We start from the raw sequence: 13,031 nt of genomic DNA, 5'->3' as shown, positions 1-13,031 counted from the left end.
TCACAGCACTAGGAAAGGCGCTCATTCCCTTCGGGGAGTGAGCGCCTTTTCTGTGTCTATGGCCAGGTGGTCTGCGATCGGTTGTTCGGGGTGCTTCTACTTGGAGGCTTCTACCCGGTCGAGATGCAACAGAACCTGTACCGCGACAGGTGAGCCGTCGAGGCTTCGCCTGGTTGCACGGGCGATGTGTTCGGCCGAAGTGGTGAAGCCGACGACATCGATCGCCGGGTCTGCGGTGACGACAATCGACAGCGTTGGCAGTCCGCGATCGATCGTCGCTTTGCTTCTGGTGCTGCGCACGCCGCTCAGCTGGGCGAGTTCTGCCGCTACGCCGTCGGCGACTGGTCCCAGATCCACACTGACGTCGGTACCGGACTCGTTGTGCCGCAATGTGACTGCGCTCGTTCGGCGTCGACGAAGGTTCAGGTACAACAGCCCGAAACCGGCGAAGACGCAGAGGATGAAGGTGCCCGACAGCACCCAGTGCCACCAAGGCTCCTCCGGAAGACCGAAGAGGACCTCACGATCGAGTCGTGACACCCAGGTCCTGATCAGTGAGGCACCCGCGTCCCACGCGATGGCGTATGCGCCCGCCGCGAGGAGTGCGATTCCGACGATGAGGACGATGGTCCGATCGACCGCGGAGATCCAGCGGTTCACGAGGCGTCCTTTCGTCGTACTGGCGTTTCTCTCACGACTACCGAAAGCTGCAGTGGCTGCTGGAGTATCGCGAGATGAGGCCGAACTGCCGCGTCGACGGCCGCGGCAAGTTCGGTTCGATCGCCGCCGGTGGATTCGATGTGGACCTTGATGTGTTTGCGGTCGACGCTGGTGTGGGCCGAGTCGACGCCGGGAACGACCGCTGCGTGGCTACTGCACAGACGTGCAATGTCCGTCGGTCGCATCCACACTGTCGATGCACTCGGGTTACCCAACGGCACATGGGTTTTCGCCCGGCGTTTGAGGGCGGACATGATCAGGACAACGCCCGCGACGACGGCAGCGATCGCCACCGGAAGCAGCCACGGTTGCCAGTGCAGACGCGACGTCCACTCCACGGAGTTCCGGATCCAGGGCGCCGAATCGAAGGTTCCGCGGTTGATGAACCATTCGCGCGAGACCACGAAAGCGAGTGCGAGTAGACCGCACGCGATGACGACGGCTGACACCGCGGCGGCGGGGTTCGCGGAGGGAACTCTGGGTGGAATTGGATCCGAGAGTGCCTCCTGTGCGGGGCCTTCTGCGATTTCGACGCCGGAAACACAGGATTCGTCAGAACCCTCGGTTGCCGCGATCATGACGTTCATGTCGTGGAGGGGCAGGCCGGTCAGCGACTCGACGCTGCGCCCGACTTCTGCCCGCACGCGACCGGTCAGTTCGGTGACCGAACATGGCCAGGACACAGCGAGGAACAGATTGATGGCCACGGCGTCGCTGCCCATCGAGATGTCGGCTCGCGGAAGGTCGCGCCCGGTCAGGCGGGTCAAGCCGCCGGACTGGCGGACCACCCCCGGGACGTTCACCGCTGCGGCAGTGGCTATCTTGGCCATCGCCCGGTCCTTGATGACCAGTGAACCTCGTAGGCCGGGATCGTCTGCCGCGTTCGGAGTGGTCGGCTCAGCCACGGCCACGGCTTCGGAGGATCGCGCCGAGATCGAGATGTCCGTCGCGGTGTGCTCCGATCGCCATACCGGCGGCGCCGAGCAGGACGGCGAAGACGAATCCGCTGAATCCGCCCATGATTCCGGCGAGCGCGAGGAGCAGACCGACCAGCAGTCCGACGGTGGTGCTGTTCATGTCAGTTCCCTTCTCGAATGTTCGGTGCGATCTCGGTGACGGCGGAAAGCTCGGTGACTGCATCTTCGGAATTTTCGGGTGGATATCCCGCTGTCGACAAGTCTCCGACGGTCACGTTCACCGGTACGTCGACCAACCGTGCCACCACCGCTCGGACGCGTTCGGCGACGCCGCGAACATCGGCCGGATAGTGAACGGAAATGTGTACCGCACAAGAGTTTTCGTCGACGACGACGCCGGTGACTCGACGTCCGGGGAGGTAGGTTCCCACCTCACCGAATTGCCCGCCGTGCAGATCTGCCACTTCCGGGATCGCAAGAACTGCGTCGGCGACGATCTCGGCCGCGTCGATCTCGCGGCCGGCGTCGGCGGTACTCACTGAACCCTCGGCTTGGCTTCCGGATCGGTACTGCCGCCGCTCTCTGCATCCTCGAAGAGCATGACGTCGAAGACGGTGATGTTGACCTCGGTGACCTCGAGACCCGTCATGCTTTCGACTGCGGCAATAACGTTTCGGCGGATACCTACCGCCAATTCGTGGAGTGCGACGCCGTATTCGGCGACAATGCCGATGTCGATGGCGGCTTGTTTCTCGCCCACTTCCACCGCGACGCCCTGGGCATGGTTGACGCGGGCGCCCGGAATGCGGTCGCGAAGTGCCCCCACCGCGCGCGCGGTGCCCCCACCGACGTCGTACACGCCGTTGATCTCGCGGGTCGCGATACCGGCGATCTTGGCGACCACGGCGTCGGCGATGATCGTCTTGCCCTGGGTGCTGACTAGTTCCGCGCCACCGTCGGCGCCGAATCGGACGCTGTTCTTTTCACTGGAATCGCTGGTCATGGGGGCTCCCTGCTCATGTGTCAGTGCGTGCGTCTGAAGTACCTCCAACTGTAGTGACTGGTAGGTGGCCATGCGGGATGCACCACACCTACTCCGGCATTTGGTATGGCAGAGTCGGGGGCAAATAGTGACGGCGTTCATAGTGAGCGCTGCTAGTGACGTGGGTCGGACAGGGTGGTACGTGGTGGCACGGATAGTGATCGTGGGTGCGGGGTTGTCGGGGCTGCGGACCGTGGAGGAACTGCGACGAGCAGGCTTCGAGGGTGAATTGACGCTCGCCGGTGGGGAAACACATCTGCCATACGACCGGCCGCCGCTGTCGAAGGAAGTGATCCGCGGCGACAAGGACGAGACGACGCTGCGTCCGGCAGAGTTCTACGTCGAGAACAAGGTGGATCTCAAGCTCGGTTCGCCCGCGACCTCGGTGGACACTGCCGCAAAGTCGGTGGCGTTCGCGGACGGATCCACCCTCGACTACGACGAGTTGGTCATCGCGACCGGACTGACTCCGCGTCGCATTGCCGGCCTTCCGGAGCTGTCCGGAGTGCACGTTCTGCGCTCCATCGAGGAGGCGCTGGCCCTTCGCGCCGAGCTGGCTCCCGGCAAGCGTGCGCTGATCGTCGGGGCCGGCTTCATCGGCTGCGAACTGGCCGCCAGCATGAAGTCTCACGGCGTCGACGTCGTGTTGCTCGAACCCCAGCCGACACCGCTGGCGTCGGTGCTCGGCCCCACCGTTGGCGCCCTCGTCGAACGTCTGCATCGGAACGAGGGCGTCGATGTCCGCGTCGGCACGGGCTTGACCTCGTTGTCCGGCGACGGAGCGGTTGCCACTGCGACCTTGAGCGACGGTTCGGAGATCCCGGTCGACGTGGTGGCGATCGGAGTCGGTTCGGTGCCGGTCACGGGATGGCTCGACGGTTCGGGAATCGAACTCGACAACGGAGTGCTCTGCGACGGCGTCGGCCGCACCAGTACCGACCACGTCTGGGCCGTCGGCGACGTCGCGTCCTGGCAGATCGGTGATCGACGCAAGCGCGTCGAACACTGGACCAATGCGGGCGACCAGGCCAAGATCCTGGCGGGAGCGCTCACCGGAACGGGTGATCCCGATGCGCCGGCGCAGGTTCCCTACTTCTGGAGCGATCAGTACGACGTCAAGATCCAGGCGTTGGGGACCGTCGCACCCACGGACACCGTTCACATCGTCAAGGACGACGGCCGAAAGTTCGTCGCCTACTACGAGCGCGACGGTGTGCTGGCAGCTGTCGTCGGCGGAGGTAGCGCGGGAGCGGTGATGAAGATGCGCGCCAAGATCGCAGCCGGCACGCCCATCTCTGACGTGTTGGAGTCCACACCGGCCTGAACGGATGAGGCAGGACCGGTTCCGAGGCGATAGATTTGTGCGGTGATCGTTGCACTCATCGACTCGGGACTGGGCCTGCTCCCTACCTCTGCGTGGCTCAGACGCCTGCGCCCGGATCTCGATCTGGTGCTCTCCCTGGATCCGGACGGCGCCCCCTGGGGCCCCAAGCCTGAGCCGTGGGTCGTCGACCGGGTACTCGGTGCGGTGCGGCGGAGCCTCGATCGTGGGGCTCAGGTCATCGTTCTTCCATGCAATACCGCCAGCGTCACCGCGCTGCCACACGTGCGAGAACTGGTCGGGCCGGAAGTACCGGTCATCGGAACGGTGCCCGCGATCAAACCCGCCGCTGCCGCGTGCGATTCAGTGGCGATCTGGGCTACAGCCGCGACGACGGCCAGCCGGTACCAAGCCGATCTGATCGAGCAGTTCGGCAACGGCGCCAAGGTCGTCGGAGTGCCGTGCCACGGCCTGGCCGATTCGATAGATCTCGGTGATCGCGCAGCCGCACTTGCTGCCATCGATTCCGCGGTTGCCCGGACGCCGGACGACGTCAGCGGCGTTGTCCTCGGGTGCACCCACTACCCACTGCTCGCCGACGAGATCGCAGCACGGCTACCCGCCGGCGTCACACTCTTCGACAGCGCCGAAGCCGTTGCACGACAGACTCTGCGGCGGATCGACGGGCTCGGTGCCGTGGGCGAAGGATCGGGAACCGTCGAGGTGTTTGTGAGCGGTCGTCCGGGCGCACTACCGCCCAGCGCCGAAGCCTTCGACGCCGGGCGGTTGTTGGGCGCGATCAAAGCCTGATCCAGCCGTTCTGTCAATGGGCGGCTAAACCGCTCTGTCAATGGGCGGCTACGCCGCCGTGACCCCCGTGATGCATCCGCGCACTCATCACCGGCATCGCACTCACCGCGACCACAACGGTCAGAACCCCGACCACCCAGGCCGTCCACGACGCACCGCGCAGAGCGTCGAAGTTCATCACCCAGGGTGAAATGAACATCAAGACGCCGAAAACACCCATCGCGTAATCCGCCATGGTCATGTCCGGACGTGCCATGTGCGCCAGACCCGACAGTGCAACCAGGACACCCAGGACGACGAGTGACCACATTGCCCGATCGGTGGTGTCGAGCCACATCGGCGAGAGAGCCGCAAAGACGCCGAGAACCACCGCGACGGCATCTTGCATTCGATTCCACGACTTCATGACGAGACCTCCAAAGACGAGAGTGTGTCCACCTGTAGTACACGCCCGCGGAAGATCGAGATCAACTCTCCGCCAATTGCATTCGCGTTGCAGTTAGAGGCGATGGGGAGGCTCGAATATCAAGATTTGTGACCATTCGTCCGGATGGCCACGAGCCCGCGCGGCGCGCTTGCCGCGATTTGTCCCGAGAGTGCCATGAGGGTGAGAGTGGTGAATGCGATAGCGGCGGTGATCATGGGTGGTCCTTTCACTGACTGTCCTCGAGTGTCGTCTGCCGACCTGTGGCCGAGCAGGGCACACGGTGTGAGGACGCTGAGAGAATCGAAGAGTCCGCACAGACGACCCGTGAGAAGGTTCTGGGGTGACGCAATCGAGTGCCCCGGACGTGATCGAGCAGTTGGCCGACCTCGCGGATCCCGCAGATGCCGTCCACTTGCAGCGGTTCTTCAAGACAGCGCCGGGGGAGTACGGCGAGGGTGACGTATTCATCGGCGTGCGAGTACCGAAGACGCGATCGGTGGTGAAGAAGCACGTCGGACTCGCGTTGCCTCAGATACGTCTCCTTCTCGACAGTGACGTTCACGAGCACCGATTGGCCGGGCTGCTGATCCTGGTCGCTCAATTCGAAAAAGTCAGTCGCCCAAAATTTTTCGACGACGAGGGCCGCGCTCGCATCGCAGGTTTCTATCTGACCGCTGTCGAGGACGGGCGGGTCAACAATTGGGATCTGGTGGATTCGTCCGCCGGACAGATCCTCGGCGGCTGGCTGTACGACCGAGATCGCCGGCTGATCTTCGAGCTTTCCGATTCGGGTGACCTGTGGCGACGACGGGTGGCGCTGCTGACGACGTACGGATTCATCACTCGCGGCGACGCGTCGACCACGCTCGAGCTTGCCGCTCAGGTGCTGGGTGATCGACGAGACCTGACCCAGAAAGCGATGGGCTGGATGCTCCGCGAGGTGGGCAAGCGGGTGGATCGGGATTTGTTGACCGGCTTCCTTACTGAGAATGCAGCAGACATGGGACGCACGGCGCTGAGCTACGCGTGCGAACACCTGACCGCAGACGAGCGAGCGCACTTCCGGGCGGCCCGCTAGCGAAGTACCGCTCGGTAGGTTGTGGGACGATTCTCGGTATGCCCGCCACCCGTGTCGAGGCGTCTCGAATTGTGACGATCGGTTCACTGATCGCTGCCGGCGTCGCAGCTCTGTGTTATCTCGTGTACTCCGTTCGGGCCGTCGAACCCGTTGATTTTCTCGTCTACCGCTACGCTGCCCAGGCATTTGCCGCAGGCTCGAACATCTACGAGAGCAACCTTGTCGGCCCGTTGATCGTCGACGAGGGCATGCCGTTCACCTACACCCCGTTCGCGGTGATCTTCCTCTGGCCGACTGTTCTCTCCGACTGGTGGACGGCCTATCTGCTGTGGTCGGCGTTGTGCATCGCGGCGGTGGTGTGGACAGTCGCCAAGTTCACTCCCGCTCGCGTCCCCAAGCGGCCGCTCGTCATGGCGGCATTGGTCCTGGCCGTGTCGGTGACACCCATCGTCAGCGCGCACATCTCCTTCGGCCAGGTGAACCTGGTGCTGATGGTGCTCGTACTGCTCGACGTGACCCGCAGAGGCGATTCGAGATTCGGCCGGTGGTTTCCACGAGGACTTTTGATCGGCGTCGCAGCCGCGATCAAGCTGACGCCGGCGCTGTTCATCGTCTACTTCGTCGTCACGAAGCAGTGGCGACTCGCGATCTGGAGTTCGATCGGATTTGCCGCGGCGACCGCCGTCGCAGCAATGGTGGACCCGGCCGTCAGCTGGACCTTCTGGTCGGACGTCGTCTGGAACCTCAGTGACCGGGTGGACTTGAGCGGGCAGGCGATCGCGAGTGCCGGTAACAGTTCACTGCAGGGCGGACTTGCGGCACTGGGCACATGGACGGCGTCTCTGGCGATGCCGTTGACCGTGCTGTGCGCGGCGGTAGCGCTCTGGGTCGCCCGAGATGTACATCGCGTCGGTCGTGCGGTCGATGCGGCGTTGGTGATCGGATTGAGTGCGCCGATCCTTTCGCCGATCAGCTGGATTCATCACTGGGTGTATCTCGTGCCTGCTGCCGTCACGGTTCTCTTTCGGCTTCGATCGCCGCTGCAGTTCGGTGCGGCCGCTGTGGGGTTGGCCGTCGTCTATTGCGGGCCGAGTATGGGGCAGCAGTTCATCGAGACGTCGCCGCTGCTGCTTCCTCTGGGGTTGGTCCTTCGTGAGGGCTTCCTGATCGTGACCCTGGTGCTGATTCTTGCGCTGTGGCGGTTGCCCACAACGGCGCCGGAGTGGATTACGGGGCGGGACTCGGAAGATGGCGCGGATGATGGCTCAGAAGATGACAAAGCCCCCGATTCCGCAGGGAATCAGGGGCCGTCATGCATCGAAGCAGGGTTCAGAACTCGATCTTCAGGCGATCGGTGATCGGCTTCGCCTGGCAACCGAGGATGTAGCCGTTCGCCACGTCCTCGGCGTCGAGGATTTCGGAGTTGTCCATCTGAACTTCGCCTTCGGTGACGGTGCAGGCACACGACCCGCACTCACCTTCCTGGCAGGAGTACGGAACGTCGAGACCCTTGGCGAGCATGATGTCGACGAGCGTCTGCTTGCGCGGCCAGACGAGGGTGTGGGTTTCACCGTCCAGTTCGACCTCGACGGTTGCGGCGTCGGCAGCTTCCTCGTCGGAGACTTCGGCTACCTCGACGTCACGGAACGGGTCGCCGGCGAGTGAATTGAAGACCTCGGCGTGAACCTGCGTGCGGGGCATGCCCGCTTCTGCCAGTGCCTTGTGGACGGCGTCCATGAAGGGGCCTGGACCACACATGAAGGCCTCGTAGGCGACAAATGGCTTGGCCAGTGTCGCCAACTGTGAGACGGCGGGGAGTCCCTGCACGGTTTCGATCCAGTGGACCACGGTGAGGCGGCCGGGGTGTTGCGCTGCCAACTCGCGAAGTTCGGCGCCGAAGATGACGGACTTCTCGTCGCGATTCGCGTAGATCAGCACGACGTTGCCGCTGCCCTGCGTGAGGGCGGACTTGAGGATCGAGATCACCGGAGTGATTCCGCTGCCTGCACCGAAGAGCAGGAAGTCGTGATCGAGCGACTTGGGCGTGAAGACACCTGACGGCGGCAGCACTTCGATGGTGTCGCCGACCTGGAGCTTGTCGCACAACCAGTTGGAGCCGTAGCCGTCGACGGTTCGCTTGACGGTCACCTTGGGGGCGTCGTCGGTGAAGGGTGAACTGGCCAGGGAGTAGCAGCGTGCGACCGAGCCGGTCTGATCACTCGGGATGCGCAGGGTCAGGAATTGACCTGGCTTGTAGTCGAACTTGTCCTTCAGTTCTGCGGGAATCTCGAACACCAGCGACCGGGCGTCGGAAGTCTCTTCGATGACTCCGGACACGGTGAGTACCGCCGATCGCGAGCTGTGCGGTACCTCGACTGTCGTCATCGCGAAGCTAGTCCTCTCGTGAAGCTGGGTAAAGCGCAGGTCAGTGAAGTGCAACATCTAGAACGTGTTCTAGTTCAATGTTAGCAGTGATGAAAAGCTACTGGGGATCGTAGTCGCCGAGCAACACGTTCCCGATCAGCGGGAACCACGGCAGTCTGATCCGGCCTTCCTGGCGGTCCGGGGTGGCGACGACCTGCCCGAACGGGCGGTTCGCGGGCGGCGTCCGGGCGGTTGAGCTGCCGAAGTCTGTGCACGGGGTGTTTGTCGGTACACAGTGGGAACCAGGTGAGACGCCGGTCACAAAGAATCGGCTCGAATCCCTCCCGCAGTCACATTCGTGCACATCCATGAGGAGATACCGATGGCTATCGAGCTCAACCAGATCTGGGACTTTCCGATCAAGGAGTTCCACCCCTTCCCGCGCGCCCTGATGGGTGTGGGCGCTCACGACATCATCGGTGTGGAGGCCAAGAATCTCGGCTTCAAGCGCACCCTTCTGATGACGACCGGTCTGCGCGGTTCGGGCATCATCGAGGAACTCGTCGGCAAGATCGAGTACCAGGGTGTCGAGGTCGTGCTCTACGACAAGGTCGAGTCGAATCCCAAGGACTACAACGTCATGGAGGCCGCGGCTCTCTATCAGAAGGAGAAGTGCGACTCGATCATCTCGATCGGCGGTGGTTCGAGCCACGACGCCGCCAAGGGTGCTCGCGTCGTGATCGCACACGACGGTCGCAACATCAACGAGTTCGAGGGCTTCGCCAAGTCCACCAACAAGGAGAACCCGCCGCACATCGCCGTATCCACCACGGCTGGAACGGGTTCCGAGACGTCGTGGGCATACGTCATCACTGACACCTCGGACATGAACAACCCGCACAAGTGGGTGGGCTTCGACGAGGCGACCATCGTCACGTTGGCGATCGACGATCCGCTGCTCTACTACACCTGCCCTCAGCATTTCACCGCGTACTGCGGCTTCGACGTACTCGCGCACGGCAGTGAGCCTTTCGTGTCTCGTCTCGATTTCGCGCCTTCGCTCGGTAACGCGATCTACTCGGTCGAGTTGGTCGCGAAGAACCTGCGCGAGGCCGTCTTCGAGCCGCGCAACCTCAAGGCCCGCGAGGGAATGATGAACGCGCAGTACATTGCCGGACAGGCCTTCAACTCCGGTGGCCTCGGCATCGTTCACTCGATCTCGCACGCGGTCAGTGCATTCTTCGACAGCCACCACGGTTTGAACAACGCCATCGCCTTGCCGCGTGTGTGGGAGTACAACCTGCCTTCGCGCTACGAGCGCTACGCCCAGTTGGCCGGCGCACTCGGTGTCGACACTCGCAACCTCACCACGGTTCAGGCCGCGGATGCTGCCGTCGAGGCTGCCATCCGTCTGGCCAAGGACGTCGGTATCCCCGACAACTTCGGTCAGGTTCGCACAGACTCGTACGCGAAGAACCAGATGAACACCAAGAAGTACGAGGGTCGTGGTGATGTCATCAAGGGTGACGAGAAGACTGTGCGCGCCATCTCCGAGCACATTCAGGACGACTGGTGCACCCCGGGTAACCCCCGTGAGGTCACTGTGGAGTCGATGATCCCGGTTGTCGATCACGCGATCAACAAGTCGTACTTCTAGCAGGGCCTTCGGCCCCGTGCGCGCTTAAGGAGTCCAGAGACTCCTCGAGCGCGCACAGGGGCTGTGCCCCTATCGAAAGGTATTCCATGTCCGGTCCCAGTTTCTCCAGCGGAATCGAAGTGAAAGATGCTCTGCGAGAGCAGGACTACATTGCCGATGACGAGTTCGCGGTAGTCGTTCATCTGGCGACGGCGCTGGGGCGTCCGCTCCTGCTCGAAGGGCCGGCCGGTGTCGGCAAGACGGAACTGGCGAAGTCTCTGGCTGCGATCGGGGGCCGCAAACTGGTGCGATTGCAGTGCTACGAAGGGCTCGACGACAATCGGGCCCTCTACGAATGGGACTACGCGAAGCAACTCCTGCACGTGCAGATGCTCCGCGACCGGATCAGCGATCAGGTTTCCGAATTCGACAGCGTCGCCGAAGCGTCGAAGTTTTTGGCCGATCAGGATTTCGGTTTGTACTCCGAGAACTTCCTGTCCGTGCGGCCGCTGCTCGAAGCGATCCTCTCACCCGATCCGGTAGTGCTTCTGGTCGACGAGGTGGACCGCACCGAGGAATCGATGGAAGCACTGCTCCTGGAGATTCTCGCCGAACAGCAGATCACCATTCCCGAGGTCGGTACGTTCGTTGCCCGCTCGCAGCCCTGGGTCATCCTGACGTCCAACGACACCCGCGAGCTCTCACCCGCGCTCAAGCGTCGTTGTCTGCATTATCATCTCGGCTATCCGACGTCGGAGCGTGAACGCGAGATCGTCACGGCCCGAGCGCCGGAGGTGGATACGGCTACGGCCACCGAGGTTGTCGAATTGGCTCGCATCTTGCGTGATCTCCCGCTGCGCAAGAGCCCGTCCATCTCGGAGGTCATCGACGCGGCCAGAGCGGCAACTGTGCTCGCCGCCAGCGGATTCGACACCGCTTCCGACGCCAAGGTGCGCGACATCCTGCTCACGGCGTTGCTCAAGTACTCGTCGGATGTGACGCTGGCCAAGGAACGATTCGGCGGAAAGCTTCTCGAATCGCCGTCGCGTGACGGTGGTGAGCCGATCGAGCGATCCACGGTGGCAAGCAAACCCGCCAACACGACGACGGCCGTGTTCCGGGGCACGGGTGGACGTGACCCCCATCAACAGGGAATCCGCGGCGGCAGCGGAATCCGTTCGACGCGATGACGACGCTCGGTGGCCTCGCCGTGTGGCAACCGTCGTTTGTTCTCGACGTGGTGTCCGCGAGTTTCGGCCGATTGCTGAGGGCAGCCGGGGTTTCCGCGTCACCGGCCGAGGTCATCGAGGTTCGGCGTGTACTCGCGATGGTCGGAGCTTCGGATCGTGAGACGTTGCGCGCATGTCTTCGGGCAGTGTGCGCCAAGTATTCTCACGAACAGGCCGGTTTCGATCGGGCGTTCGACGCGCTGTTCCGGCCGGCCGCAGGCAAAGCGCACGCCGAGCGGATGGCTTCGCGCGCCGAGGTGGCGGACGGTCTGCCCACCGCGCTGGGGATCGACGAGGATCAAGAAGTAGGCCGGTATGCCGAGTACAACGAGCGCGCGGCCGAGGTCGGCGACTACTTCGACACTCCGGAAGCGGAGAAGGGGTTCAACCCGCACAAGGACGACGACGATGTGTCGATGACGTCCAGCGATGCGGAACTGTCGGTGGATACCGGTTCGGAGACCGGTCGACGCGGAGTCAGTTACACGGTCGACGTGGACCGTGCCGCATCGGCAGTGGTCGGTGACTTGAGCACCAGTGTTGCTGCAGCAGTAGTCGGTTCGTTGTCCTGGGACGATCCGACGTCGATCCTCGCCTGGCTGGATGCATACGACCCGAGCAAAGCGTATGCGGACGTCTCCGACGACGGGCCGCTGACGCAGGCGCAACTGAACCGGCTCGTCGAGGCGGTCGAAGCGTTCGTGCAAGCACTCTCGGCCGCTGCACTCGCCGAAAGCGCTCCCGATGCGCCCGACAGCGAATCTGCTGCGGGCGCAACGCACAACGACATCGAACTCGCGTGCCACGAGGTGCTTCGGCGGATGAGAGGACCGTCCAGGCCTCGTCCTCGGGAGCGCTCTCGTGGGCATCTCGACATGCGACGCACGGTGCGTTCGAGTCTGCGCACCGACGGAATTCCCTTCCATCTGGTCGTGAAAGCTCCTCGCCCCGATCGTGTTCGACTACTTCTCATCGCAGACGTGTCGCTGTCCGTGCGCCCGATCACCGCGTTCACTCTGCGGTTGGCTCAGGCAATGCATCGCCGGGCAGATCGTTGTGAAGTCCTCGCATTCGTCGATCGTCCGGTCGACGTGACCGACACCCTTCTCGCCAGTAGCGGTGACGGCGCACTGGCTGCGGTACTCGCGCACCCGGGTCTGGATCTGGAAGCCAGCAGCGATTACGGGCGGGTGCTCACAGAATTGTTGGACGAGCACGGAAACGCCTTGAACTCACGGACGTCTGTCATCATCGTGGGCGACGGTCGGTGCAACGGGTTGCCCCCACAGGTGGACAAGCTCGAGGAACTCCGCCGAAAGGTTCACCGTCTGGCCTGGATCACGCCTGAACCTCAGCGTTACTGGAACCAGGCATCGTGCGCGATGCCGGAGTATTCGGAGATCTGCGACGAGGTTGTTGTTGCCCGAGATGCCGCGCAACTGATGGCAAAGGCCGCTGAACTGGGGCACGCACTTCGCTGATGTCAC

At 63.2% G+C, this 13,031-nt stretch carries 14 protein-coding genes; 7 read left to right on the top strand and 7 right to left on the bottom strand.

Features of this window, described 5'->3' with window-relative positions; all coding sequences use genetic code 11:
- Nucleotides 1-96: 96 nt before the first annotated feature.
- Genes ABX74_RS22470 through ABX74_RS22450 form a run of 5 tightly spaced genes read right to left on the bottom strand, consistent with a single transcriptional unit; the run spans nucleotide 97 to nucleotide 2,640 of the window.
- A complete protein-coding gene (locus ABX74_RS22470) occupies nucleotides 97-660 on the bottom strand; it encodes a hypothetical protein (protein ID WP_019744282.1) in 564 nt (187 codons plus the stop codon).
- Nucleotides 657-1,631, bottom strand: a complete 975-nt coding sequence (locus ABX74_RS22465) for a DUF6286 domain-containing Asp23/Gls24 family envelope stress response protein (protein ID WP_019744281.1) — start codon at nucleotides 1,629-1,631, stop codon at nucleotides 657-659. The genes ABX74_RS22470 and ABX74_RS22465 overlap by 4 nt, the downstream gene beginning before the upstream one ends.
- Complete coding sequence (locus ABX74_RS22460) at nucleotides 1,618-1,797, bottom strand: hypothetical protein (RefSeq protein ID WP_003942043.1); 180 nt, start codon at nucleotides 1,795-1,797, stop codon at nucleotides 1,618-1,620. The genes ABX74_RS22465 and ABX74_RS22460 overlap by 14 nt, the downstream gene beginning before the upstream one ends.
- A gap of 1 nt (nucleotide 1,798) precedes the next feature.
- Nucleotides 1,799-2,176 (bottom strand): hypothetical protein, encoded by a 378-nt coding sequence (locus tag ABX74_RS22455; protein WP_047889738.1) that lies wholly within the window; start codon nucleotides 2,174-2,176, stop codon nucleotides 1,799-1,801.
- On the bottom strand, nucleotides 2,173-2,640 hold the full coding sequence (locus ABX74_RS22450) for an Asp23/Gls24 family envelope stress response protein (RefSeq protein WP_003941912.1): 468 nt from the start codon (nucleotides 2,638-2,640) through the stop codon (nucleotides 2,173-2,175). Before ABX74_RS22450 ends, ABX74_RS22455 begins: the two co-directional genes overlap by 4 nt.
- 184 nt (nucleotides 2,641-2,824) lie before the next feature.
- Here ABX74_RS22450 and ABX74_RS22445 point away from each other — a divergent pair, with 184 nt between their 5' ends.
- Entirely contained in the window at nucleotides 2,825-4,003 is a 1,179-nt protein-coding gene (locus ABX74_RS22445; protein ID WP_223257985.1) for an NAD(P)/FAD-dependent oxidoreductase, read from the top strand.
- Between the two features lie 42 nt (nucleotides 4,004-4,045).
- Nucleotides 4,046-4,810: a glutamate racemase gene (locus ABX74_RS22440; protein ID WP_029254872.1), complete on the top strand. Its 765-nt coding sequence runs from the start codon at nucleotides 4,046-4,048 to the stop codon at nucleotides 4,808-4,810.
- A gap of 37 nt (nucleotides 4,811-4,847) precedes the next feature.
- On the opposite strand, the gene ABX74_RS22435 is transcribed toward ABX74_RS22440, so the two are convergent.
- Entirely contained in the window at nucleotides 4,848-5,216 is a 369-nt protein-coding gene (locus tag ABX74_RS22435) for an SPW repeat protein (RefSeq protein WP_029254873.1), read from the bottom strand.
- A gap of 361 nt (nucleotides 5,217-5,577) precedes the next feature.
- Between ABX74_RS22435 and ABX74_RS22430 the strand changes: the two genes are divergently transcribed.
- Both ABX74_RS22430 and ABX74_RS22425 read left to right on the top strand, forming a co-directional pair.
- Nucleotides 5,578-6,315 (top strand): DNA alkylation repair protein, encoded by a 738-nt coding sequence (locus tag ABX74_RS22430; protein ID WP_019744275.1) that lies wholly within the window; start codon nucleotides 5,578-5,580, stop codon nucleotides 6,313-6,315.
- Nucleotides 6,316-6,353: 38 nt separating this feature from the next.
- Nucleotides 6,354-7,673 (top strand): glycosyltransferase 87 family protein, encoded by a 1,320-nt coding sequence (locus ABX74_RS22425; protein WP_047889736.1) that lies wholly within the window; start codon nucleotides 6,354-6,356, stop codon nucleotides 7,671-7,673.
- On the opposite strand, the gene ABX74_RS22420 is transcribed toward ABX74_RS22425, so the two are convergent.
- Entirely contained in the window at nucleotides 7,645-8,700 is a 1,056-nt protein-coding gene (locus ABX74_RS22420; protein ID WP_020906844.1) for a ferredoxin--NADP reductase, read from the bottom strand. The genes ABX74_RS22425 and ABX74_RS22420 overlap by 29 nt on opposite strands.
- Nucleotides 8,701-9,061: 361 nt before the next feature.
- Between ABX74_RS22420 and mdo the strand changes: the two genes are divergently transcribed.
- The 3 genes from mdo to madC all read left to right on the top strand — a co-directional run bounded on the left by mdo (nucleotide 9,062) and on the right by madC (nucleotide 13,025).
- Entirely contained in the window at nucleotides 9,062-10,336 is a 1,275-nt protein-coding gene (gene mdo / locus ABX74_RS22410; protein ID WP_003942095.1) for an NDMA-dependent methanol dehydrogenase, read from the top strand.
- An 86-nt stretch (nucleotides 10,337-10,422) separates the two neighbouring features.
- A complete protein-coding gene (locus tag ABX74_RS22405; RefSeq protein WP_046378237.1) occupies nucleotides 10,423-11,505 on the top strand; it encodes a MadB family AAA-type ATPase in 1,083 nt (360 codons plus the stop codon).
- Nucleotides 11,502-13,025 carry a MadC family VWA domain-containing protein gene (madC, locus tag ABX74_RS22400; protein ID WP_020968991.1) on the top strand — a complete coding sequence of 508 codons (1,524 nt, stop codon included), beginning with the start codon at nucleotides 11,502-11,504 and terminating at the stop codon, nucleotides 13,023-13,025. Before ABX74_RS22405 ends, madC begins: the two co-directional genes overlap by 4 nt.
- Nucleotides 13,026-13,031: the final 6 nt, after the last annotated feature.

It is taken from the genome of Rhodococcus sp. ARP2 (assembly GCF_001029585.1).
GTDB classification, from domain to species: Bacteria; Actinomycetota; Actinomycetes; order Mycobacteriales; family Mycobacteriaceae; genus Rhodococcus_F; species Rhodococcus_F erythropolis.
This window is presented reverse-complemented; position numbering and strand designations above follow the sequence as displayed.